The 22412-nt window shown below is 63.6% G+C and carries 25 protein-coding genes, 5 tRNA genes and 1 other RNA gene; 30 read left to right on the top strand and 1 reads right to left on the bottom strand.

What is annotated here, in order from left to right; translation table 11 throughout:
• Positions 1-82 precede the first annotated feature (82 nt).
• The 30 genes from F4Y38_08705 to F4Y38_08560 all read left to right on the top strand — a co-directional run bounded on the left by F4Y38_08705 (position 83) and on the right by F4Y38_08560 (position 20719).
• Positions 83-168: transfer RNA gene (locus tag F4Y38_08705), tRNA-Ser, on the top strand.
• 10 nt (positions 169-178) lie between these two features.
• Positions 179-251, top strand: a tRNA-Ala gene (locus tag F4Y38_08700).
• 68 nt (positions 252-319) lie between these two features.
• An RNA gene (gene ffs / locus F4Y38_08695) (signal recognition particle sRNA large type) lies at positions 320-587 on the top strand.
• Between the two features lie 54 nt (positions 588-641).
• The gene (gene dnaX, locus F4Y38_08690; GenBank protein ID MXY49361.1) at positions 642-2768 is read left to right on the top strand and encodes a DNA polymerase III subunit gamma/tau; all 2127 of its coding nucleotides are present in this window, start codon (positions 642-644) and stop codon (positions 2766-2768) included.
• 44 nt (positions 2769-2812) lie between these two features.
• On the top strand, positions 2813-3130 hold the full coding sequence (locus F4Y38_08685) for a YbaB/EbfC family nucleoid-associated protein (GenBank protein ID MXY49360.1): 318 nt from the start codon (positions 2813-2815) through the stop codon (positions 3128-3130).
• A gap of 82 nt (positions 3131-3212) precedes the next feature.
• Positions 3213-3815, top strand: a complete 603-nt coding sequence (recR, locus tag F4Y38_08680; GenBank protein ID MXY49359.1) for a recombination protein RecR — start codon at positions 3213-3215, stop codon at positions 3813-3815.
• Between the two features lie 51 nt (positions 3816-3866).
• Positions 3867-4451, top strand: a complete 585-nt coding sequence (gene pgsA / locus F4Y38_08675; GenBank protein MXY49358.1) for a CDP-diacylglycerol--glycerol-3-phosphate 3-phosphatidyltransferase — start codon at positions 3867-3869, stop codon at positions 4449-4451.
• A 2-nt stretch (positions 4452-4453) separates the two neighbouring features.
• Positions 4454-4909: a phosphatidylglycerophosphatase A gene (locus F4Y38_08670; protein ID MXY49357.1), complete on the top strand. Its 456-nt coding sequence runs from the start codon at positions 4454-4456 to the stop codon at positions 4907-4909.
• Entirely contained in the window at positions 4906-6192 is a 1287-nt protein-coding gene (locus F4Y38_08665) for a competence/damage-inducible protein A (GenBank protein ID MXY49356.1), read from the top strand. The genes F4Y38_08670 and F4Y38_08665 overlap by 4 nt, the downstream gene beginning before the upstream one ends.
• Before the next feature lie 31 nt (positions 6193-6223).
• The gene (thpR, locus tag F4Y38_08660) at positions 6224-6778 is read left to right on the top strand and encodes an RNA 2',3'-cyclic phosphodiesterase (protein ID MXY49355.1); all 555 of its coding nucleotides are present in this window, start codon (positions 6224-6226) and stop codon (positions 6776-6778) included.
• 9 nt (positions 6779-6787) lie between these two features.
• Entirely contained in the window at positions 6788-7444 is a 657-nt protein-coding gene (locus F4Y38_08655) for a regulatory protein RecX (GenBank protein ID MXY49354.1), read from the top strand.
• Positions 7441-10068, top strand: a complete 2628-nt coding sequence (gene alaS / locus F4Y38_08650) for an alanine--tRNA ligase (GenBank protein MXY49353.1) — start codon at positions 7441-7443, stop codon at positions 10066-10068. Before F4Y38_08655 ends, alaS begins: the two co-directional genes overlap by 4 nt.
• 20 nt (positions 10069-10088) lie before the next feature.
• Positions 10089-11027 carry a dTDP-4-dehydrorhamnose reductase gene (gene rfbD / locus F4Y38_08645; GenBank protein ID MXY49352.1) on the top strand — a complete coding sequence of 313 codons (939 nt, stop codon included), beginning with the start codon at positions 10089-10091 and terminating at the stop codon, positions 11025-11027.
• Entirely contained in the window at positions 11024-12010 is a 987-nt protein-coding gene (locus tag F4Y38_08640) for a GHMP kinase (GenBank protein ID MXY49351.1), read from the top strand. Before rfbD ends, F4Y38_08640 begins: the two co-directional genes overlap by 4 nt.
• Before the next feature lie 34 nt (positions 12011-12044).
• Positions 12045-12611: an SIS domain-containing protein gene (locus F4Y38_08635; protein ID MXY49350.1), complete on the top strand. Its 567-nt coding sequence runs from the start codon at positions 12045-12047 to the stop codon at positions 12609-12611.
• The gene (gene ispE, locus F4Y38_08630) at positions 12608-13483 is read left to right on the top strand and encodes a 4-(cytidine 5'-diphospho)-2-C-methyl-D-erythritol kinase (GenBank protein ID MXY49349.1); all 876 of its coding nucleotides are present in this window, start codon (positions 12608-12610) and stop codon (positions 13481-13483) included. The genes F4Y38_08635 and ispE overlap by 4 nt, the downstream gene beginning before the upstream one ends.
• Entirely contained in the window at positions 13470-14462 is a 993-nt protein-coding gene (locus tag F4Y38_08625; GenBank protein ID MXY49348.1) for a ribose-phosphate pyrophosphokinase, read from the top strand. Before ispE ends, F4Y38_08625 begins: the two co-directional genes overlap by 14 nt.
• A 14-nt stretch (positions 14463-14476) precedes the next feature.
• Positions 14477-15148, top strand: coding sequence for a 50S ribosomal protein L25 (locus tag F4Y38_08620; protein MXY49347.1), 672 nt, complete (start codon positions 14477-14479; stop codon positions 15146-15148).
• A 12-nt stretch (positions 15149-15160) separates the two neighbouring features.
• Positions 15161-15784, top strand: coding sequence for an aminoacyl-tRNA hydrolase (locus tag F4Y38_08615; GenBank protein MXY49346.1), 624 nt, complete (start codon positions 15161-15163; stop codon positions 15782-15784).
• Positions 15785-15853: 69 nt separating this feature from the next.
• Positions 15854-16273, top strand: a complete 420-nt coding sequence (gene rpsF / locus F4Y38_08610; protein ID MXY49345.1) for a 30S ribosomal protein S6 — start codon at positions 15854-15856, stop codon at positions 16271-16273.
• Positions 16270-16503 carry a 30S ribosomal protein S18 gene (gene rpsR / locus F4Y38_08605; GenBank protein MXY49344.1) on the top strand — a complete coding sequence of 78 codons (234 nt, stop codon included), beginning with the start codon at positions 16270-16272 and terminating at the stop codon, positions 16501-16503. The genes rpsF and rpsR overlap by 4 nt, the downstream gene beginning before the upstream one ends.
• A gap of 14 nt (positions 16504-16517) precedes the next feature.
• Complete coding sequence (locus tag F4Y38_08600; protein MXY49343.1) at positions 16518-16961, top strand: 50S ribosomal protein L9; 444 nt, start codon at positions 16518-16520, stop codon at positions 16959-16961.
• Positions 16962-17066: 105 nt separating this feature from the next.
• On the top strand, positions 17067-17357 hold the full coding sequence (locus F4Y38_08595; GenBank protein MXY49342.1) for a hypothetical protein: 291 nt from the start codon (positions 17067-17069) through the stop codon (positions 17355-17357).
• 15 nt (positions 17358-17372) lie between these two features.
• Positions 17373-17447: transfer RNA gene (locus tag F4Y38_08590), tRNA-Val, on the top strand.
• 11 nt (positions 17448-17458) lie between these two features.
• Positions 17459-17533: transfer RNA gene (locus F4Y38_08585), tRNA-Asp, on the top strand.
• Between the two features lie 73 nt (positions 17534-17606).
• Positions 17607-17690: transfer RNA gene (locus F4Y38_08580), tRNA-Leu, on the top strand.
• A 45-nt stretch (positions 17691-17735) separates the two neighbouring features.
• On the top strand, positions 17736-18851 hold the full coding sequence (locus tag F4Y38_08575; GenBank protein MXY49341.1) for a M20 family metallopeptidase: 1116 nt from the start codon (positions 17736-17738) through the stop codon (positions 18849-18851).
• A 15-nt stretch (positions 18852-18866) separates the two neighbouring features.
• Positions 18867-19940 carry a redox-regulated ATPase YchF gene (gene ychF, locus F4Y38_08570; protein MXY49340.1) on the top strand — a complete coding sequence of 358 codons (1074 nt, stop codon included), beginning with the start codon at positions 18867-18869 and terminating at the stop codon, positions 19938-19940.
• A 203-nt stretch (positions 19941-20143) separates the two neighbouring features.
• Complete coding sequence (locus F4Y38_08565; GenBank protein ID MXY49339.1) at positions 20144-20335, top strand: hypothetical protein; 192 nt, start codon at positions 20144-20146, stop codon at positions 20333-20335.
• A 42-nt stretch (positions 20336-20377) separates the two neighbouring features.
• Positions 20378-20719: a hypothetical protein gene (locus F4Y38_08560; GenBank protein MXY49338.1), complete on the top strand. Its 342-nt coding sequence runs from the start codon at positions 20378-20380 to the stop codon at positions 20717-20719.
• 189 nt (positions 20720-20908) lie between these two features.
• Here F4Y38_08560 and F4Y38_08555 read toward each other — a convergent pair whose 3' ends face one another.
• Entirely contained in the window at positions 20909-22360 is a 1452-nt protein-coding gene (locus F4Y38_08555) for a branched-chain alpha-keto acid dehydrogenase subunit E2 (protein ID MXY49337.1), read from the bottom strand.
• Between the last annotated feature and the right edge of the window lie 52 nt (positions 22361-22412).

Below are 22412 nucleotides of genomic sequence, written 5' to 3'. Positions count from 1 at the left end.
TTACAGACTCCGTCCACACAGGTTCTAAACCCGGGCGGTTCTGGTCGGTTGGCTAAGTGTTACTTGATAACCAATGAACCTGGGAGAGGTGCGAGAGCGGTTGAATCGGCACGCCTGGAGAGCGTGTGTTCACCATGTGGACCGTGGGTTCGAATCCCACCCTCTCCGTAATTGTTTTGGGGCAGTAGCTCAGTTGGGAGAGCGCCAGAATCGCAATCTGGAGGTCGGCGGTTCGATTCCGCTCTGCTCCACTCGGAAGGCCGGGCGCCAGGCAGCCGGTGTCCCGCCATCCCGTTTTACAGGCTTGGATCGATTACGGTCGTGCTAGATGGGGAGTTAGCGGTGCCCTGTAACCCGCAACCCGCTACAGCGGGATCGAATTCCCATCCCGAGGATCGCACTTGCGTCGCCGGTATGCGCTGCATCCGGTATTGAAAGTCAGGTCCCGCGCAACGTGACAACGCCCAACCCCGTCAGGACCGGAAGGTAGCAGCGGTAAGCGCCTGAAGCGTGTGCCGTGGGAGTGCCTGGCCGGAGCCGGCGGCACGGATGCCTCGATACGAGTAGATTCGAGGGTGGGTGCACGACCGCTTTATCTTTCCCCTTCGTTCCGCCTGCCTCTTGTCCCGAGTAACCCAGGCATGGAGGGTTGGGCATTGGCCTACGAAGTTACCGCCCGAAAATGGCGCCCCCAGGAATTCGACGGCGTAATCGGGCAGGAACACGTCACCACCACGCTGAAAAACGCCATTCAGGCGGGTCAGATCGCCCATGCCTACCTCTTCGCCGGACCCCGCGGCGTGGGCAAGACCACCACGGCCCGCATCCTGGCCAAGGCCCTGAACTGCGTCGACGGCCCCACGGTGACGCCCTGCAACGCCTGCACGTTCTGCCAGGAAATCTCGGAAGGACGCAGCGTCGACGTATTGGAGATCGACGGCGCGTCCAACAACCGGGTCGAACAGGTCCGGACGCATCTGCTCGAGAGCGTCAAGTACACGCCCAGCCAGGGCAAGCACAAGATCTACATCATCGACGAAGTGCACATGCTGACCAAGGAGGCCTTCAACGCCCTGTTGAAGACGCTCGAAGAGCCGCCTGCCCACGTGTACTTCATCTTCGCGACGACGGACCCCCGGAAGGTGATCCCCACCGTGCTCTCCCGTTGCCAGCGATTCGACTTCCGGCGCATATCGGGGCCCACCATCGTGGATCACCTCGCCATGATCAGCGAGAAGAGCGGGTACGACGTCCAGCGCGAGGCCCTCGCCCTGATCGCGCGCCGGGTGGACGGCAGCATGCGGGACGCCGAAAGCCTGCTGGACCAGGTCGTCGCCTTCGGCGGCACCGCGCTGACCGCCCGCGAGGCGGCGGAGGTCCTGGGCATCGTGGACCAGGACGTCTATTTCGAGTTGCTGGACATCGTGGCGGAGCAGGATGTGCCCAAAGGGCTGGACCTGGTCGACCGGATCTTCGGCCAGGGGCACGATCTCGAAGAGATTGTCCTGGGCATCCTGGAACACCTGCGCAACCTGCTCGTCGTCAAGGCGGCGCCCGAAGCGGAAGTGCTGATCGGCGACGCCGCCCTCGCGTTGGACCGCTTCCGGGAACAGGCCGGACGATTCGAGACGGAAGACCTGCTCCGGCTCTCCCAGCTGGCCACGCAGATGGAACAGGCGGTTAAGAACAGCGCGCTTCCCCGGGTGCAGCTCGAGACGGGCGTCGTCCGCATGATACGCATGGCCCGCTCGGTTCAACTGACGGACGTCATGACCCGGTTGTCCGAAATGGCCCGGCGCGTGGGAACGGAAGAGGGGGGCAAAGTATCAGGCACAGAGGCGTCCAGCACAGAGGCGTCCGGGACAGAGGCTTCCGGCACAGAGGCTTCCGAAGCCCCGTCTGCTCAGCCTGCAGATCCATCTTCTGGCTCCGCACCTCCACCTCCCCCATCGGTGGCAGCCCCATCGGGACCTGCACCAGCCGATGATGCGGACCGAAGCCCCGCGGCATCCACCGAGTCATCGGCGGCCACACCGACTTCGACGGCATCCTCCGAGTCATCGGCGGGCGCTCCGGCTTCGCCGAAACTGGATCTCCAGACAGCCCGCAACCGATGGCCCTCCATCGTGGACGAGATCGCCAGGCAACCAGGCTTCCTGGGCAGGCAGTTGAAGGAAGTCGAGATAAAGAGTTTTTCGCCGCCAGATGAAGAAGGGTCGGGAGGTCCCGCCACGATTACGCTCGGGTTCGAGTCAGGACAGGTCTTTGTAAAGGAACGGGTCGAAAAACGTGAGAACTCGCAAATGATACAGTCGGTATGCAAAGAAGTGCTGGGAATCCCAGTACGTATCGAATGCGAGATCGACGAAAGCGCCGAAGAGGAAAACGCCGAAGAGATAAACGCCGACCAAAAGACCGGTGACGCCGATACCAGGATGGCCGGGGACAGCAGCAGAACTGTAGACGCCGAAGCGGAGATAGCCGGTGGCAACCGCTCGGATGACGCCGAAGCGGAGATGGAAGGCGGTATCGACCAGGCGGATATCGCTGAAGCGGAGATGGAAGGCGGTATCGACCAGGCGGATATCGCCGGGGCCGGCCTGGACGAGTATCCCGGTTCGGCTGTAGAAATCGACAGCGAAGCACAGGGCACCACTACGGCCGGCAAAACAGGCGGCCAGGCGGCAAACGCCCGCACGGGCGCCGCGAAAGATCCGGCCGTCCAAAAAATCGTGAAGGCCTTCGACGGCCAGATCGTGACGGACTGAGTCCGGGTCGCGGCAATCGAAGGCAGGCAGGAAAGGAAAAGGATATGGCCAAGGGCATGTCGGGCATGATGAAGCGCGTCCAGCGGATGCAGAAGAAGATGATGCAGATCCAGGAAGAAATGGCCGGGAAGCGGGTCGAAGGCACGGCGGGCGGCGGGATGGTGACCGCGGTGGTCGACGGCAGGCTGAGCGTCGTGGAGATCAGGATCGATCCGGCCGTGGTGGACGCCGATGACGTGGAAATGCTCGAAGATCTCATAGTGGCCGCCGTCAACCAGGGCCAGCAGAAAGCGCAGGAACTGGTGAACCAGGAGATGGGCCAGATCACCGGCGGACTGAACATCCCCGGCCTGGGACCGTAACACCCCGTCGCGAGACGTTTCGCCGATCCCGATTCGGTCGTACTATCCGGTCGTACTATCCGGTCGTACTGGATGTAAACCCATGGTGCGCAAATACAGTTCCGAGGCCCTGGCCATCCTGGTGGACGAGTTGAGCCGCCTGCCCAACATCGGCAGGGTGACGGCCCAGCGGCTGGCCTTCCACATCCTGAAGGGGCCCGCCGAACGCGCCTTTTCGTTGTCCGACGCCATCCGCGCGGTGAAGGAAAAGGTCCGGTACTGCAGCGTGTGCTGGAACATCACCGAGTCCGAGACCTGCGAGATCTGTTACGACGCCCGGCGAAGGCCGGAGACCATCTGCGTGGTGGAAGAACCCCGCGACGTGATCACGCTCGAAAGCACGGGAGAATACCGCGGCCTGTACCACGTGCTCCACGGCGCGCTTTCGCCCCTCGACAACATCACCCCGGACGACATACGCGCCCGGGAACTCGTGGATCGGATGAGCGAATCGGTGGAAGAGGTCATCATCGCGACCAATCCCAATATCGAGGGAGAAGCCACCGCGCTCTACCTCAGCCGCCTGATCAAGCCCCTGGGCGTGCGGGTTACCCGCCTCGCCAGGGGGCTTCCCATGGGCGGCGACCTGGAGTACGCCGACGAAGTGACCCTCGCACGCGCCCTGGAAGGCCGCACGGAGTTGTAACACGGAACTGAATCAAGACCGCCGGACCGAACCGGCGATTCCCTTGCCGCCATGAACCTACCCAACAAGCTGACCATATTCCGCATCATCCTGAGTCCCATCTTCATGGTCTTCTTCTTGGTAGATACATTGTATACACGGTATATCGCGCTGGTCATCTTCATGATCGCGGCGCTGACGGACCTGTACGACGGCTACCTGGCCCGCAAGACCGGGGTGATCACCAGCTTCGGCAAGTTCATGGACCCCCTGGCGGACAAGATCCTCACGTCCACCGCGCTGATCTGCTTCGCGTCCCTCGGATACATCTACACCTGGATGGTCCTGGTCATCATCGGAAGGGACTTCATCGTGACCGGCCTGCGGTGCATCGCGGCGTACCGGGGCCTGCTCATCCTGCCGACCCAGGTCGCCAAGTGGAAGACCGCCTCGCAGATGGTGGTCATCGTGATCATCCTGCTCTATATCAACGTCCAGACGACCATGATCGCCTTCGGCCAGTGGAACGGGGAGTTCGACGGTATCGCCTGGTGGGTCCTCAACGGCATGGTCTTCGTATCCATGGTGCTCACGGTCAGTTCCGGCCTGGACTACGTGGTCAAGAACCGGTCCATATTCACCAGTCTGCTGAGGTAGGTATGCGCGCCCTGATCACCTTGCTGTCGACCGGATGTTACGTCGGCTACACACCCCACGCGCCCGGCACGGCGGGCAGCATTCTGGGACTCGGGCTGGTCTGGGCGCTGACCGGTCCGCTCGGGCTGACCGTATCCTATTACCTGCTAGCCACCGCGCTCTTTTTCGTATTGGGCATCTGGGTATCGAGCCGGGCGGAACCCCTGTTCGGCCACGACGGACCCAGGATCGTCATTGACGAAATCGCCGGCGTCCTTATCGTCTTCGCCGCCATGCCGTTCGACCTGTTGACCGTGGTCGCGGGGTTCGTCCTGTTTCGCGTCCTGGATATCTGGAAACCCTTCCCCTGCGACCGGGTGCAGCGCCTTCCCGGTGGGCTGGGGGTCATGATGGACGATGCCGTGGCCGCGGTCTACGCCCATCTCCTCTTGCGGATCGTAACGGGGTTCTTGTCATGAAGTCCGCCGCGATAATTACGATCGGCGACGAACTGCTCTACGGTTCCGTGGTCGATACCAACGCCTCCTATATCGGCCGGCGCCTGACGGAAACGGGCATCGAGCCGGTCTGTACCATGACCGTGGGCGACGAGGGGCCGCGCATCGGCCAGGCCCTGGAAACGGTGTGCCGGCAGGCGGACGTGGTGCTCGTTACGGGCGGACTCGGACCGACGCACGACGACGTGACCAAGATCGTCATCGCCGAGGCGATCGGGCAGGACCTGGTCTTTCATCCCGAAATCATGGATACCGTGGAGCGGATGTTCACCCAGCGGGGCATGGTCATGCCGGAATCGAACCGCATCCAGGCTTATATGCCCCGCCACGCCGAGGTGCTCGACAATCCCGTGGGCACGGCGCCCGGCTTCCTGGTACGCCACCACGACGCCGCCGTATTCGTCATGCCGGGCGTGCCCCGCGAGATGATGAAGATGTTGAACGAACAGGTGCTGCCGCGGCTGAAGGAGCAGGGCACGGGGAGGGTCATCCTCCACCGGTGGATCCGCACCACGGGCATCGGCGAATCGAATCTCTCCCAGATCATCGGCGATGTCATCGAAGAGGCGGAGGACGTCAAGATCGCCTCCCTGCCCCAGGAGACCGGAGTGAACCTGCGGCTCACGGCCGAGGGGCGCACCGGGGAGGAGGCCCGGCAGCGCATTGAAGCCGTCGAAACCAGGATGGTCGCCCGGGCCGGTGAACATATCTACGGCGTGGACGACGATACCCTCGAAGAGGTGGTGGGACGGCTGCTCCGGCAGGCGGGCGCGACCGTGGCCATCGCCGAATCCTGCACCGGCGGCCTCGTGGCTTCCCGCATGACCGACGTGCCGGGCAGTTCCGATTACCTGCTGGAAGGAGTCGTGTCCTACAGCAACGCCGCGAAAATGGCGCGCCTGGAGGTGCCGGTGGGAACGATCGATCGCCACGGCGCGGTCAGCGCTGAAACCGCGGCCGCCATGGCCCAGGGTATCCGTCATACCAGCGGCGCCACCTACGGACTGTCCACTACCGGCGTCGCGGGGCCCGGCGGCGGGACGCCCGAGAAACCGGTGGGACTGGTCTACCTGGGTCTCGCGTCGGTGGACGGCGTCGAGACGCGAAAACTCATGCTGGGACCGGACCGGCAGGTCAACAAGACCCGGGCCGCGCTGGCCGCCCTGAACTTGCTGCGGCAGGCGCTTACCCGCGCGGCCGGCACGAACCGGATCCCCGGGAACGGCAACCCGCAGGCCACGTAGGCAACCCGCAGGCCACGTAGAAAGGTTATCGATGCGTACGTTCATTGCCGTGGAAGTTCCGGTCTCCGCAAAGGACCGGATCGCGCAACTGGTCAACCGGTTCAAGACGACGGGGACCGACATCAAGTGGGTGGAGCCGGACAACATCCACGTCACGCTGAAGTTCCTCGGCAACATCGGGACGGACAAGCCGGCGGTCATTCGCGATGGCCTTAGCGCTGCGCTCGATTCGGCGGGCACCTTCGACCTGAAGCTGGGACGCATCGGCGCCTTCCCGGATATGAACCGCCCGCGCGTCTTCTGGGTTTCGATCGTAGAAGGACGGGACGAGCTGGTTGCCATGCAGCAGCGCATCGAGACCGAACTGCACGCCCGCGGCTTCGTTCGCGAGGAAAGGCCCTTTTCTCCGCACCTGACCATCGGCCGGGTACGGTCGCCGCGGGGCCTGGCCAAGCTTACGGATCTGGTCCGGGACATGGCGTTCGAGACCGAACCGTTTACGGTGAAACGGGCGGCGCTGGTGAAGAGCGATCTGAAACCGGACGGACCGGTGTACACGGTCATCGACCATGTCGAACTGGAATGACCAACTGGAATGACCATGCCGACCATAACGGATATCACGCCGCGGGGGAGTGGAGGTCGACGGGAACGCAAGGTCACGATCGACGGCGAGCGCATCCTGACGATCACGGAAGAGACCTTCCTCCGGTTCGGGCTCTTCGACGGACAGGCGATGGACCCGGAACGGCTGCAGGAAGTGGAACTGGCCGACGGCGTGTCCCGGGCCATGGCGGAAGCCCACCGGCTCATCGACCACCGCATGCGGACCCGCCGCGAACTGGCCGTGAAACTCAAGTCCAGGGGCCGGGTGGATGAGGTGATCGACCAGGTGCTGGACCGGCTGGAGCACGCGGGACTGATCGACGACGGGCGCTTCGCCCGGCTGTGGATCGATGAACGGCTTCGGAGAAGGCCGGCCGGCTTGTCCCTGCTGCGCCGCGAGTTGCGTCAGAAGGGGATTGACGCCGAAATCGTCGAAACCGCTCTCGAGGAAAGTGCATCCGGCGAAGGGGAGACCGAACGGGCCTACGAGGCGCTGCGACGCCAGTCCCATCGATATGCCCGGCTCGATCGTGACGCGGCACACCGCCGCATGGTCGCCTTCCTGGGCAGGCGGGGGTTCGGGCAGGCCGTCATCTACCAGGTCGTCCACCGCGTGCTGGACGAAATAGAGGAGTTCCGAAATTGACCGGAGCCGAACTGCGAAAGTCCTTTACCGGCTATTTTGCCGACCGCGGCCACACGATCGTGCCGAGTGCCAGCGTGGTGCCCTGGGATGATCCCACGTTGCTCTTCACCAACGCGGGAATGAACCAGTTCAAGGACGTTTTCCTCGGGCGGAGCACCCGCGAATACGTGCGCGCGACGGATTACCAGAAGTGCATTCGCGCCGGCGGAAAGCACAACGACCTCGAAGACGTGGGCCGGTCGCCCATCCACCAGACCTTCTTCGAAATGCTCGGGAACTGGTCCTTCGGCGACTATTACAAGGAAGAAGCCATCGCCTGGGCCTGGGAGCTGCTCACGGAGAGGTGGGAACTCCCTGCCGAACGGTTGTGGGCGACCGTGTTCCGGGAGGACGACGAGGCCGAGGACCTCTGGCAGCGCCACACCGGCATCGCCGCCGACCGGGTCCTGAGATTCGACGAGAAGGACAACTTCTGGGAAATGGGTGAGACCGGTCCCTGCGGTCCCAACTCGGAAATCCACTACGACCTGGGTCCGGGAAGGTGCGGCCGGGAAGGTGATCCGGACCATGTCTGCGGCGTCAACAGGGACTGCACACGATACGTGGAAATCTGGAACCTGGTCTTCATCCAGTACGACCGGGGCGCCGACGGCGCGTTGACGCCCCTGCCTTCCCGTCATGTCGATACGGGCATGGGCTTCGAACGCATGCTCAGCATCCTCCAGGGCGTGGATACGAACTACGAGACCGACGTGTTCCGCCCGCTGATGGACCACATCGGAGAACTGTCGCAACATCCCTACGCGGAAGGGGATACGGCCGTGGCCTACCGCGTGCTCGCCGACCACGTCCGGGCCCTGGTCTTCGCCATAGCCGACGGCGCCCTGCCTTCCAACGAAGGAAGGGGCTACGTCCTCAGGCGCATCCTCCGCCGCGCGGCGCGGTATGGCCGCAATCTCGGCCTGGCCGATCCCTTCCTCTACCGGCTCGTTCCGACGCTCACCGAAGAGATGGGCGCGGCCTACCCTGAACTCTCCTCCGCGCAGGAGAAGGTGGAGCAGGTGACCCGGTCCGAAGAGGAGAGCTTCGGGCGCACGCTCGATCACGGCATCGAACTCTTCGAGGATATCGTCAAGCGGGCGGGCGCCGAAGGACGAAATGAAATCCGGGGCGAAGAGGCCTTCAAGCTGTACGATACCTATGGTTTTCCGGTGGATCTGACGCAGCTGATGGCCCATGAGAAGGACATGACCGTGGATATGGCCGACTTCGAGGCGGAGATGGAGGGGCAGCGGGAGCGGTCAACAAAAGCGAGGGTTACGGCTGGCACGCCATCATTCACCGCTGATGTTCAGGTTGAAAACCCAAATCCTACCGTGTTCCTGGGATACGATCAGCTCGCTGTCGAAGATGCCGAGGTCGTAACGGCTGAGGGTGATTTCGTCATCCTCACCGAAACCCCCTTCTACGCCGAATCGGGGGGACAGGTGGGCGACGCCGGATGGCTGGAGACGGAATCGGACGGCCGGATCGCCGTGATGGACACGACGCGGGAAGGCGACATCGTCATTCACCACTGCGACCCGGACTGCGCCGCCGATCTCAAGCCAGGCATGACCGTCACCGCGCGGGTCGACGCGGCGCGCAGGCAGTCCATCATGCGGAACCACACAGCGACCCACCTCCTGCACGCCGTGCTTCGGGAGACCCTGGGCGCGCACGTGGAACAGCGGGGCTCCGTGGTAGCGCCCGACCGCCTGCGTTTCGATTTCTCGCATTTCAGCGCCGTCACGCCCGATGAACGGAACGCGATCGAACGCCGGGTCAACGAGCTCGTCTGGGAGAACATCGGCGTCGAACCGTTCGAGACCGACCTGGAAGACGCGAAGCGCCAGGGCGCCATGGCGCTTTTTACGGAGAAGTACGAGGACCGGGTACGCGTGGTGCGCATCGGCGAGGTGAGCCTGGAACTGTGCGGCGGCACCCACCTCGGCGCCACCGGCGAGATTGGGTTGTTCCGGCTGGTCCGGGAATCGGGCATCGCCGCCGGCGTGCGGCGGGTGGAGGCCCTGACCGGCGCCGGCGCTTACAAAGCCGTCAAGTGGGACGAAGGACTCGTCGCGGGGGCCGCGGAAGTCCTCAAGAGCGAGCCGGAGGACCTGGTAAAAAGGGCGGGAGACCTGACCGCGCGGGTTCGCGAGCTGGAACGGCACATCCGCGAAATGGACCGATCCTCGACGCAGAACTGGGTCGACGACATGATCGGTGGCGCCAAGGACGCGGACGGCGTCGCCGTGGCCGCGGGCCGGGTGGACTGCCCGGACATGGACACCCTCCGCGCCATGGGAGACACGTTGCGCGAGCGCCTTGCGGGCGCAGCGGTCGGCGTGCTGTTCGCCAGCTTCGAGGAACGCCCCGTCTGCATCGTCGTGGTGACCGACGGCGCGATTTCCGGGCGCGGCCTCCACGCGGGCAAGCTGGCGCGGGACGTAGCCGCGTTCATCGGGGGCGGCGGCGGGGGCAAGGCGCATATGGCGCAGGCCGGAGGGAAGGACGCGTCCCGGATCGACGAGGCCGTCGAGCAGGCGCCGAAGGTCGTCGAGCAACACCTGCGGGACGCCTGATCGACAGGTGACAGGAGTAAATGCGCATCCTCATAACCGGATCCCGGGGACAACTGGGTACGGACCTGCAGCGTTCGCTGGCCGAACACGAACTGATTCCGTGTACCCACGGCGAACTCGACGTCACCGAGAAACACCGCGTTTACGGCCTGCTGAAGGACCACCAGCCCGATGCGGTGATCAATACCGCCGCGTACCACCGGGTCGACGAGTGCGAGTCCCATCCCGACAAGACCTTCGCCGTCAATGCCTTCGGCCCCTGGCACCTGGCCATGGCCTGCCGCATGTACGGGGCGAAACTGGTGCACGTCAGCACGAATTTCGTCTTCGACGGCACGGCGGACCGGCCTTACCGGGAGGATGACCTTCCCCTGCCCCTGAATGTCTACGGCACGGCCAAGCTCTCCGGCGAACACCTGGTGCGTTCGACCTGGGACCGTCATTTCATCATCCGCACCACCGGCCTGTTCGGCCACTCCGGCGGGGGCGGGAAAGGCTACAATTTCGTCGAGGCCATGATCAGGGCAGGCACGGAAAGACGGGAAGTGGTCGTGGTCGGCGACCAGGTGATGGCGCCCACGGGGACCGCCGACCTGGCCCGTTCGCTCGCGGAACTGGTGACCACCGACGCCTACGGCACGTACCATGTGACCAGCGCAGGCGCGTGTTCCTACTATGACTTTGCACGGACCATCTTTCAGAAGACGGGCATCGAAGCGGCCTTGATGCCTACGACCACCGAAGCGTACGGCGCTCCCGCCGCCCGGCCCCTGTACACGGTGCTGGACAACGGCCGGATCCGGTCCCTGGGCATCGCGGAGATGCCCACCTGGGAGGACGCCCTGGACGATTACCTGGCGCGGCGGGCGGGCGCAACCGACGCACTCGGGGCAGGCCGCGGCGACGCGCGCGGGACGCACCCGGACGCCACCGACGAAACAACCGGCGGCAATCCATGATTATCACCCAGACGCCCCTGCGCATCAGCTTCGCCGGCGGCCTCACGGATTTCGCCGATTTCTACGAACGGGAGGACGGCCTGGTCGTCAGCGCGGCCATCGACAAGTACATCTTCGTCATCATCAACGAACGGTTCGACGACCGCATCTACATCAACTACTCGAAGCGGGAGGCCGTCGATCATCCGGATGAGATCGAGCACGACCTGATCCGGGAGGCGCTGCGGCTCACCGGCGTGACCCGGGGCGTGGAGATCACGACGCTGACGGACATCCCTTCCGAGGGATCGGGCCTGGGGTCCTCGAGCAGCATCACGGTAGGCCTGCTGAATGCCCTGTATACCTATTGCGGCAACCCGCAGCCGACCGAGAAACTGGCGCGGGACGCCTGCGAGATCGAGATCGAACGGTGCGCCCAGCCCATCGGGAAGCAGGACCAGTACATCGCGGCCTACGGCGGACTGTGCGGGTTCACGTTCCGGCCCGGCGGCGTGGAGGTGGAACGCCTCGGTCTCGCCGACGGCCACGCGGAGCGGTTGAGCGACAGCCTGTTGCTGTTCTACACCAACAAGACCCGCAAGGCGGAGACCATCCTGCGCGAACAGAAAGCGAACATGACCGGCAAGTTCGCCCTGGTGAAAGAGATCAAGTCCGTGGCGCAAAGCGCGCGGTCAGCCCTCGCGGCGGGGGAGATCGACCGCATGGGCGAACTGCTGGACCGGGGCTGGACGTGGAAGTACAAAATGTCCGGGCTCGTGAGCAACGACGAGATCGACACCATGTACCGGAATGCCAGGGACGCCGGCGCCACGGGCGGCAAGGTGTGCGGCGCGGGCGGTGGCGGCTTCCTGCTCCTGTGCTGTCCGGAGTCTTCCCGGTCCCGGGTGCGCGACGCGCTGTCCGACTACCGGGAACTGCCCTTCAACCTGGAACGCGACGGCACCAAGGTGATCTTCAACATGCGAAGGCAGGTATCGAAATGATCCGCGAATACCTCGAACGGACGAAGGAGGTCCGATGATCCGCGAATACCTCGAATGGACGAAGGAGGTCCTCGGCCGGATCGAACCCGGCGAAGTGCAGACGCTCATCGACCTCCTGATGGACGCGCGGAAGAACGGGCGGGGGATCTTCGTCATCGGCAATGGCGGCAGCGCGGCCACGGCTTCCCACTTCGCCGTGGACCTGGGCAAGGGCACGCTCCGCGGCACGGAGGACGAGCCCCGCTTCCGGGTCAGCAGTCTCACCGACAACCTGCCCTACGTCACGGCCTGGGCTAATGACTTCGATTACGACCTGGTCTTCGAGCAGCAGCTGCGCAATCTCGGCGCGCCGGGCGACGTGGTCATCGGCATCAGCGCATCGGGGAACAGCCCCAACGTGGTGCGCGCCATGGATTTCGCCCGTTCCGCCGGGATGGTAACGGTCGCGGTGACGGGATTCTCCGGCGGTAAGCTGAAGGCATCGGCGGAGCATTCGGTCCACGTCCCCGTGGACGACTACGGCATGGCGGAAAACATGCACATGCTCATCGTCCACATCATCATCACGCAGACCACCTCCCGCATAGCGAACGGCGAATGACCCTTCGTTCCTTTGCCAAGATCAATCTCGCCATTCACCTGCTCGGCAAGCGGGCCGACGGCTACCACGAGATCGTCACGCTGATGGAGACCGTGGACCTGGCCGATGACCTGGAAGTGTCCGGGCTGGAGAAGGGAACGACCATAACCTGCTCCGACCCGGCCGTGCCGACGGACGGTCGCAACCTGGCGCACAGGGCGGCCGGACTCCTGCGGGAGCGCTGCGGACTCGGCGACCGGGGCGTGCGCATTCATATCGAGAAGCGCATCCCCGTGGCCGCGGGACTCGCCGGCGGGAGCGGAAACGCGGCCATGACGCTGCACGGGCTCAACGCGCTCTGGTCGCTGGGGTTGGGGGAAGAAGACCTGATGGATCTCGCCGCGGAGTTGGGGTCCGACGTGCCCTTCTGTCTCCGTGGCGGCGTGGCCGTGGCTTCGGGACGGGGGGAAAAGGTCGCCTGGCTGGATGCGCCCCGACCGCGCCACTACGTCCTGGTCTGCCCGCCCCTGGAAGTCGCGAGCGGATGGGCCTACAGCCAATGGAAAATGGAATTGACAAAAAACGCTTCCTGTATTAACTTAATCTCTTCTGTCATGCAGGCCGGAGATGCCGATGGACTGGCCTCCTGCCTGCATAACGACCTGGAACCGGCGGTCCGGGCGGCCCACCCCGAAATCGACAGGGCGAGGGACCTGCTTGCGGACGCCGGATCGAGGGGCATACTGATGTCCGGCAGCGGTCCGTCGGTCTTCGGACTGGCGTCTGGCCGGGCGGAGGCGGAACGGATAGCACAGGTCCTGCGGGGACGGGTCGAACCGTCCTGGCGGGTCTTCGCGGTCTCCTCGTCATCCCGGCGGGATGACGCGGCTTAATCGAGGTACCGGAGGAGGGCGGCACGTGGCGGTCGGTTTGAAGATTCTGAGTGGGAATTCAAACGCACCGCTTGCAAAAGACATTTGCGAATATCTCGGCGTATCCCTGGGCAAAGCCGCCGTTTCACGTTTCAGCGACGACGAGATCCGGATACACATCAACGAGGACATCCGCGGGACCGACGTGTTCGTGGTCCAGTCGACCAACTCGCCGGCGGAGAACCTCGTCGAACTGCTGCTTTTGCTGGACGCGGCCAAACGGGCATCGGCGCGAAGGGCCACCGCGGTGATCCCCTATTACGGCTATGCCCGCCAGGACCGCAAGGCGGGACCCCGGGTGCCCATTTCGGCCAAGGTCATGGCGAACCTGATCGCCGCGGCCGGAGCGGACCGCGTGCTGACCATGGACCTGCACGCGCCCCAGATCCAGGGGTTCTTCGACATCCCCCTGGACCACCTGTACTCGGCGCCGGTATTCACGCGGCGGCTCAGGGAACTGGGGACTTCGGATGACCTGGTGATCGCGTCACCGGACGCCGGGGGCATGGCCATGGCCCGGTCCTACGGCAGGCGGCTGAACTGCCCGCTGGCCCTGGTGGACAAGCGGCGGCCGAGACCCAACGTGTCGGAGGTCGTCAACGTGATCGGCGAAGTGGAAGGAAAGAACGTGATCATCCGCGACGACATGATCGACACCGGGGGAAGCCTGACCGGCGCGGCCGAGGCCCTGAAGAAGAACGGCGCGGAGACGATCTACGCGGCGTGCACCCACGCCTTGCTCTCCGGTAACGCCATGCAGAAGGTGGAGGATTCCGTACTGGACTGCCTGATCGTCTCGGATACGATACGCCTGAAGGATGAGATGCGCAACGGCAAGCTGGAACAGCTGTCCGTGGCGTCCCTCTTCGGCGAGGCAATCAAGCGCATACACGAAGAAAAATCCGTCAGCTCGCTCTTCGAATCGTCGGATCAGACCTGAGACAGGAGAAGGAAATGAACCAGGTATCGTTAAAGGCCCGTCAGCGGACGGACACCGGCAAGCAGGTCGCCAAGTCGCTTCGGCGGGACGGCGCGCTGCCCGCCGTGGTCTACGGCAGCGGGGAGTCTTCCACGCCGCTGACCCTCGACTATCGTGAGTTCGAGAGCTTACTCAGAAAGACCCGGGGCGAGAGCGTCGTCATCAACCTGGAAATCGAAGGCATGGAGGATAAGAAGGCCCTGTTGCGGGATATACAACGGGATTTCCTGAGAAACCAATTGCTGCACGCCGATTTCCAGCAGATCAGGATGAGCGACCGGATCACCACGGAGGTTTCGCTCGTGATGATCGGTGAGCCCATCGGCGTGACGAGAGACGGCGGCGTGCTCGACCAGTCCCTGCGGGTGGTCGAAATCAGTTGCGTCGCTTCCGAGATTCCCGAGCACCTGGAAGTGGATATCAGCGAACTGGGCATGGGCAATACGATCCACATCAGTGATCTTTCCTTCGAGAACGTCGAAATCGTGACCGACGGTGAGGTCGCCGTGGTATCCGTACTGACGCCGATGGCCGAGGAGCCGGAGGAAGAGGAAGTCGACCTGGAGCAGGAAGAGCCGGAAATCATTGGCCAGGCCCGGGAAGACGGCGAGGAAGAAGACGAGGACGAGGACGGCAAAGAAGACTAGGGCGGCCCGGTTATGTGTCAGCATGCCGATTCCGGTTCCTTGCGGCCTGAGGGTCCGTCCATGCATGCCTTCATCGGCCTCGGCAATCCCGGCGTCCGGTATGTGGACACGCGCCACAACGCCGGTTTCGGTGTGATCGACACCTGGCTTCGGCGCCTCGGTCTTGAACTCGCCCCGGTAAGCGAGCGGTTTCACGGCGCCGTCGCGAAAATCGGCGGACTGCCCGTGGCGCTGGTCAAGCCGGTGACCTTCATGAACCGTAGCGGATGCGCGGTCCGGGAGGCGGTGGGACATTACGAACTCGACGTCGATCGCATCGTGGTCGTCTGCGACGACGTCAACCTGCCCTTCGGAACACTGCGCCTCAGGGCGAAAGGCAGTCATGGCGGCCACCGGGGCCTGGAATCCATTATCGAGGCGCTGGGCACGGAAGCGTTCGCCCGTCAGCGCATCGGCATCGATGTCCCCCGGGACGCCGATACGCTGGTCGATTACGTGCTGGAGACGTTTTCCGAAGAGGAAGCAACGGATCTGCCCATCGTCCTCGACCGGGCCAGCGACCAACTGGAGGTGTTCGTAAGCGAAGGTTGCGGCGAGGCCGCGAACAAGTATAACGGTCCTTCATTCACGGACTGAACCGTCATTCACGGACTGAACCGTCGTTCACTGACTGAACCATCGTTTACGGACTGAAGGCCGTCCGGCTTGAGCGAACCCGCAAACAACTTAAGGAGCATGCACGTGCGGTCCTATGAAACAGTAGTGATTATCGATTCCAAACTCGAAGAAGCGCCGCTCGAGGAAGAAATCTCCGCCATCGAGGGGCTCATCGCGTCGAACCAGGGAGAAGTCCTCGACACGGAACGTTGGGGAAGCCGGAAGCTCAGCTACGAGATCAACGACGCCCACCAGGGCAATTTCACGCTGATCCGTTTCGACGGCGAACCGGCCCTGGTGGACGTGCTGGACCGGTCGTTCAAGTTGAACGGTCGCGTGCTCAGGCACATGACGAAACGGGTCAGGAAGCATCCGGCCCATGTATACGAGAAGGCGGAACAGGCCGAGAAAACCGAGCAGGCCGATAAGGCGGAACAGGCCGATAAGAAAACGGGAGCGGAAGCATGAATCAATCCAGGATGACCAGGGGGAGAAAGCAGAAGCGCATACCGGGCCGCATCAAGAACATCGATTACAAGGACCCGAAGGCGCTCCGGCGCTTCGTCACCGAACGGGGCAAGATCGTGCCGAGCCGGATTTCCGGCGCGAGCGCACTTTGCCAGCGGCGCCTGGCAAAGGCCATCAAGCGGGCCCGGGCCATCGGCCTGCTCCCCTTTATCGAAGAAACCTACAAGTAGCCGAGGAGTCGGACGTGAAGCTCATTTTGACCGAGTCGGTGCGGAACGTGGGAAGCGTCGGTGAAATCGTGGACGTTTCCAACGGGTTCGGCAGGAACTACCTGATGCTGACGAAGAAGGCCATTCCGGCGACGCCCGGTAACCTGAAGATGCTTCAGGGCAAACTGAAGCGGCAGTTGGCCCTGGAAGCCAGGACGCGGGAACAGGCCGAAGTACTCGCCGGCGTCCTCGAAGAGGTCTCCATCACCGCCGTCGTCCAGGTCGGAGAAGAAGACCGCATGTTCGGTTCCGTCACCCAGCAGCACATCGCCGATCTGCTGAAGGAGAAGGGCTACGAAATCGACCGGCGCAGGATCCATCTCGACGAGCCCATCAAGGCGCTGGGCATTTACACCGTTCCCATCGCGCTGCACGCCCAGGTAGAGGCCGGCGTGAAGCTCTGGGTGGTCAAGGAATAAAGACCTTCCGCCCGGGCCTTCCACCCGAGCCTTCCCGCCTTGATTTGGACTTGACGCGAAGCGGCGTTTTTCATATATTGGCCGATCGTGGAGGCTTAAGGAGAAATGGCGAGAAGATCGCAGTCAGCGTCCGGTTCAACCCGGTCATCCGGACGGCGGCGCGCCACGGCAACCCAGGCCTATGTCCTGCCGTTCCGTGGTGCTCACCTTCGTCTCCTCGCCATCGTACTCGGCGTCATACTGGCGGGTTTCATCGCGCTGGCTTACGAATCGATTACCCTGGCGCCGCTGCTCATGGTTTCCGGTTACTGCGTGGGCATTCCCGTGATCCTGATCTGGAGAGGGAAGTTCCCGCGGACCGGGTCGGCCAGCGACCGGGAATCGCGTCGACCGTAGCGTGGATACACCTGCGGGCGATTAGCTCAGTTGGTTCAGAGCGCATGCCTTACAAGCATGAGGTCACTGGTTCGAATCCAGTATCGCCCATGCATCAAATCGGGGGCGTAGTTCAATCTGGTTAGAGCACTGCCCTGTCACGGCAGAAGTTGCGGGTTCGAGTCCCGTCGTCCCCGTTTTATATTGACCGATAGCCCGCCTGACGCGCATGTCTCCGGCGGGCTATCTTGATTGTGCTATCTTGATTGTGCCGGAGTGGTGGAATTGGTAGACGCGAGGGACTCAAAATCCCTTGACCGCAAGGTCGTGTCGGTTCGAGTCCGACCTCCGGCATCCTCCCATTGACATCCTCCAACCAAAGAAAGCAGGCTTTAAGCGATGTTCGATCCCCTCCAGGTCACCAGGGAGCTGATCGCGTTCAATTCGATCAGCTCCAACAGCAATGCCGCCGTATCGGATTACCTCCAGGACCAGCTTGACCGTGTCGGTTTCGAGGTCGAGCGCATCACCTACCAGGACGACAACGGTGTGGAAAAGGTCAACCTCATCGGCCGCAAGGGCGAGGGGAAGGGCGGTCTCGCGCTGCTGGGCCATTCGGACACCGTTCCGGTGGACGGTTGGGAAAAGGACCCTTTTACGGCCGAGATCCGGGACAACCGGATATACGGCCGCGGGAGTTGCGACATGAAGGGCGCCCTGTCCACCATGCTGGCGGCGGGGGCGGCCTTCGAGGCGTCGGAACTCTCCGCGCCGATCTGTCTCGTGTTCACCGCCGACGAGGAGGTCGGGTGCTGGGGCGCGGCCGAAGTCAGCGAGCGGTCCGAACTCCTGACCGGCGGCGGGCTGCGCTACGGGATCATCTGCGAGCCGACGCGCATGGAAGTCGTACGGGCGCATAAAGGCGCGGTTTTCATGCGGGGCGAGACGGAGGGCAAGGCGGCCCACAGCAGTACCGGCAGGGGCGTCAACGCCCATCACGCCATGATCCCCTTTCTCGTGGAGATGAAGGCCATCCACGACGAGTTGCGATCGGACGCCAGGCATCTGAACGATGAGTTTGATCCCCCCTTCTCAGACTGGAACATCGGAGTCAACGACGGCGGCGTCGCCCTGAACATGACGGCGCCTAAAAGCACATGCACGGTCTACTACCGACCGATGCCCGGGCAGGACCAGGAAGCCCTCCTGGACCGGACCCGGCAGGCGGCCGAACGGAACGGCGTGGGACTGACGATCCAGAAGATCGGGGACCCCTTCAGCACGCCCGCGGACTCGGAGCTGGTCCGGACGGCGCTGCGGATCACCGGCACGGAGAAGGCCCACACGGTTCCCTACGGCACCGACGGCCTGGTCTTCGGCAGGACGATGGAGCTGATCCTGCTCGGTCCCGGGGACATCCGCCAGGCCCACACGGTGGACGAATGGATGGACCTGGACCAGTTCGACCTGGCAATCGACGCGTACAAGGCGATGATCCGCGCGTTTTGTGTTTGAGGGGAGGACACCGAATTGCAGATCGGCCTTGTCGGGCTGCCCGGTTCCGGGAATACCACGTTGTTCAACGCGCTGGTCAGGGCCAACGCGGAAACCGGCGGTTACGCGGGGCAGAATACGGCCAACCGGGGGACGATCCGCGTCCCGGATCCGCGTTTGGAGCGCCTTTCCACTCTGTTCAATCCACGCAAGACCACCTTCGCCACCGTTGAATACCTCGATATAGGCGGCATTACGGCCGGTTCGGGACGGCAGGAGGAACTGCAGGGCGCAGGGGGACTCGCCGACCTGCGCTCCATGGACGTCCTCGTGCACGTTTTGCGTGGCTTCCCGGACCTGACCGGCACGCCCGTCACACCGGGCGCGGATTTCGAGACGGTTGAGCTGGAACTCGCTATCGCCGACCTCGAGGTCATCGAGCGCCGGCTGACCCGCCTTTCGAAGGAGGCCCGGTCCACGAAGCAGCCCGACCTGGTGCGGGAGTGGGAACTGCTCGAACAGTGCAAGTCGGAGATCGAGGGCGGCGGGAGTATCCGGAATCTCGAGTTTTCGCCTGAGGACGAGAAGAGACTGCGCGGCTACCGGTTCCTCTCGCAGAAGCAGGTGCTTCTCGTGTTGAATATCCCCGAGGAAGATCTGGGCTCGGAAGCGGGCAGACTGAAAGAACTGGGTGAATTCACCGAAGGGCTGGATACGCTGGCGCTCTGTGCGAAGGTCGAAATGGAGATCGCCCAGCTCGACGAGGACGACGCCGGCGCCTTCCTGGACGATCTGGGCATCGAGGAATCGGCCCTGAACCGCATGATCACCGCCTCTTACCAGTTGCTGAACCTGATCTCATTCTTTACCGTGAATGACAACGAAGTCAGGGCCTGGACCGTCACGCGGGGCGTTACGGCGCCCGAAGCCGCCGGGACGGTGCATTCCGACATGGAACGGGGATTCATCCGGGCCGAAACGCTGGACTGGCAGGCGATGCTCGAACTCGGTGGATGGCAGGCCGCGAAGGAGAAAGGCACGCTGCGCGTGGAAGGCAAGCAGTACGTCGTCGCGGACGGGGACGTGATAAACGTGCGCTTTAGCGTGTGACTGTGCGCTTCAATGTCTGACGGATCGCTTCAACGTCTGCCAGCGCCGTCCAGGTCTGACCGCAACGTTCAGGTCTGACCGTGCCGCTCGAAAGGTTTACGATTTCACTTGTCAATCCGCAGGAAAGGTCGATATCATAGATAACCTGACCGGCCCGGGACGACCGGGGCTTCAGTTCACCACCTGAAAATGGATCGATGCAAATGACAAACCGAATCCGCATGATCACCGCGCTGATCCTGGCCGGAGCCCTGTCGTGGGCTTCGCAGGCCGGCGCCCAACTCAACACCAACACCGGCTTCAACCCGGAACCGCTCAGCCTCGTGGACTTCAAGAAGGCGTTCAACGGCGATACGGGCAAGATCCGCCTCGTCGTGATGTTCTCTCCTACTTGAGGCCACTGCATAAGCGGCGCCGGGGCGGTGCAGCAAGAGATATTGAAGAAGTTTCCCTCCGATGACCTCCGGGTCTACGTGGTCTGGCAGCGGATACTCAGGAACGATGCGGTCAATACGGCCAAGATCGCGGCGGAACAAGTGTTCACCGACAAACGGGTCAGCCAGATGTGGGACCCCGCGAACGCGCTGGGGTTCTGGTACAAGAAGTCGGGGGAACTGGAACACAAGGACCCCATGGTCTGGGACGCCTATTTCCTCTACGGCGCGGATGCCGAATGGAAGGACGCGCCTACCGGGCTGATCGACGCCGGTTACACGGTGTGGAATATGAAAGACAGACTTTTGAAATCGGTGGCAACGACGATGGAGACCGTGGACTGATCTCCCTGTAGCGGGGAATCAGGGTTCAACTACAGCACGAAGGAAGACTAATAGACGGGGCGGTTCGGCAAGGACCGCCTCGTTTTCTTTTCGGGATGTGGTCTGGCCGGCATATCAGGGTTCAGTCCTGCAGGTTCGATCCGGCAGGACCGGAGGGACCGGTCGGGTTAGAAGGTCCCGGCCGCCCGGTCAACCCTCCAGGCTGAGCAGGAAGGGTTCCTCGAAGGCCTGTACGAGCCACTGCATGAAGCGGGCGCCGTCCGCGCCGTCTATGAGCCGGTGGTCGTAGGAGATCATCAGCGGCAGCATGAGACGCGGCTGGAACGCGCCATCCACGTAGACCTGTTCCATGCGGCTGCGCGCCAGCCCCAGGATGGCCACGTCGGGCGCATTGATGATCGGCGCGAAGAAGGTCCCGCCGAACCCGCCCAGGTTCGAGATCGTGAAGGTGTTCCCCTGCATATCGTCCGGCGGGAGCTTCCTGTCCCGCGCCCGGGCGGCGACCTCGGAAAGTTCGACAGACAGTTCGACCATGTTCTTTCGGTCCACGTCCCGGATGACCGGCACGACCAGGCCGCGGTCCGTATCGACGGCCACGCCCACGTGGTAGTACTTCTTGTGGATGATCTCCTGGCCAGCCATGTCGACGCTGGCATTGAAGAGGGGAAAGCGCTTGAGCGCCGCGGCCACGATCTTCAGGGCGATGGCGGTCATGGTCAGCTTGCCGCCGGCGGCTTCGGCCGCGGGACCGAACTGCTTGCGCAGGGCTTCCATGTCGGTGACGTCGGCCTTGTCGGCGTAGGTGACGTGAGGGATGTTCGTCCACGCGGCGGACAGGTGTTCCGCGGCGGCACGGCGCAGGTTGCTCATGGGCTCGGTTTCCACCGGGCCCCATTTCGCGAAGTCCGGCAGCGATGCCGGAACGGATGGTGCAGGGCCACCGGGCGCGCGGCCGGCGCTCAACTGCCTGGAATGAGATTTGACGTCTTCGACGGATATGCGGCCGTCGGGACCGGTTCCCGGTACCTGGCCGATGTCGAGGCCGATCTCCCGGGCGAAGCGGCGTACGGAAGGCGCCGCGGGTACCGGCGCGCCTGAAGTGGAAGTGGCCGCGGGAACGACCGGGGCCGGCGGTGAAGGCGCTGCGGTTTTCTCTGGGGAACCCGCGTCCGCGGCAGGCGGCGTACTCGGTTCCGGCGAAGCGGTCGTTGCAGGCGGCGCAGACGGCGTCTGAGAGGACTCTGGGGTGGGCTCGCGGGTTTCCTCGGCAGGCGCTTCGGCTTCCGCCTGTTCATGTGCTTCCGCGGCGGCGGCCTCGCCGGCTGCCGGCGTCGTGGTCTCTACGGCTGCTGCCGCGGCCTCGCCGGCTGCCGTGTCCTCGCCATCAGCCGCGCCCTCCCCCGCCCCTTCTTCATACATCAGGACTGGAGCGCCCACCTCGGCCGTCGCGCCGTTCTCCACGAGGATCTCCGTCACCACCCCGCTGAATCCCGACGGCACCTCGAGGTTGGCCTTGTCGGTCTCGATCTCCAGGACGGGCTGGTTTTCTTCGACTTGATCCCCGACGGCGACCAGGATACCCACCACGGTACCCGCGTCGACGTTTTCACCCAGCGCCGGAAGATTGAAAGGCGTCGCCATAGGTCTTGCTTCTCCCTGCCATTAGCATGAGCGGATTCGGCTAGTAGGCGCC

This window comes from Gemmatimonadota bacterium, assembly GCA_009838645.1.
Classification (GTDB): Bacteria; JAAXHH01; JAAXHH01; order JAAXHH01; family JAAXHH01; genus JAAXHH01.
This window is presented reverse-complemented; position numbering and strand designations above follow the sequence as displayed.

Excerpts from the sequence above, each read along its gene's own strand:
- dnaX (MXY49361.1), top strand. The coding sequence starts at position 642 with ATGGAGGGTTGGGCATTGGCCTACGAAGTTACCGCCCGAAAATGGCGC.
- F4Y38_08685 (MXY49360.1), top strand. The coding sequence starts at position 2,813 with ATGGCCAAGGGCATGTCGGGCATGATGAAGCGCGTCCAGCGGATGCAG.
- recR (MXY49359.1), top strand. The coding sequence starts at position 3,213 with ATGGTGCGCAAATACAGTTCCGAGGCCCTGGCCATCCTGGTGGACGAG.
- pgsA (MXY49358.1), top strand. The coding sequence starts at position 3,867 with ATGAACCTACCCAACAAGCTGACCATATTCCGCATCATCCTGAGTCCC.
- F4Y38_08670 (MXY49357.1), top strand. The coding sequence starts at position 4,454 with ATGCGCGCCCTGATCACCTTGCTGTCGACCGGATGTTACGTCGGCTAC.
- F4Y38_08665 (MXY49356.1), top strand. The coding sequence starts at position 4,906 with ATGAAGTCCGCCGCGATAATTACGATCGGCGACGAACTGCTCTACGGT.
- thpR (MXY49355.1), top strand. The coding sequence starts at position 6,224 with ATGCGTACGTTCATTGCCGTGGAAGTTCCGGTCTCCGCAAAGGACCGG.
- F4Y38_08655 (MXY49354.1), top strand. The coding sequence starts at position 6,788 with ATGACCATGCCGACCATAACGGATATCACGCCGCGGGGGAGTGGAGGT.
- rfbD (MXY49352.1), top strand. The coding sequence starts at position 10,089 with ATGCGCATCCTCATAACCGGATCCCGGGGACAACTGGGTACGGACCTG.
- F4Y38_08640 (MXY49351.1), top strand. The coding sequence starts at position 11,024 with ATGATTATCACCCAGACGCCCCTGCGCATCAGCTTCGCCGGCGGCCTC.
- F4Y38_08635 (MXY49350.1), top strand. The coding sequence starts at position 12,045 with ATGATCCGCGAATACCTCGAATGGACGAAGGAGGTCCTCGGCCGGATC.
- ispE (MXY49349.1), top strand. The coding sequence starts at position 12,608 with ATGACCCTTCGTTCCTTTGCCAAGATCAATCTCGCCATTCACCTGCTC.
- F4Y38_08625 (MXY49348.1), top strand. The coding sequence starts at position 13,470 with ATGACGCGGCTTAATCGAGGTACCGGAGGAGGGCGGCACGTGGCGGTC.
- F4Y38_08620 (MXY49347.1), top strand. The coding sequence starts at position 14,477 with ATGAACCAGGTATCGTTAAAGGCCCGTCAGCGGACGGACACCGGCAAG.
- F4Y38_08615 (MXY49346.1), top strand. The coding sequence starts at position 15,161 with ATGTGTCAGCATGCCGATTCCGGTTCCTTGCGGCCTGAGGGTCCGTCC.
- rpsR (MXY49344.1), top strand. The coding sequence starts at position 16,270 with ATGAATCAATCCAGGATGACCAGGGGGAGAAAGCAGAAGCGCATACCG.
- F4Y38_08595 (MXY49342.1), top strand. The coding sequence starts at position 17,067 with ATGGCGAGAAGATCGCAGTCAGCGTCCGGTTCAACCCGGTCATCCGGA.
- F4Y38_08575 (MXY49341.1), top strand. The coding sequence starts at position 17,736 with ATGTTCGATCCCCTCCAGGTCACCAGGGAGCTGATCGCGTTCAATTCG.
- F4Y38_08565 (MXY49339.1), top strand. The coding sequence starts at position 20,144 with ATGACAAACCGAATCCGCATGATCACCGCGCTGATCCTGGCCGGAGCC.
- F4Y38_08555 (MXY49337.1), bottom strand. The coding sequence starts at position 22,360 with ATGGCGACGCCTTTCAATCTTCCGGCGCTGGGTGAAAACGTCGACGCG.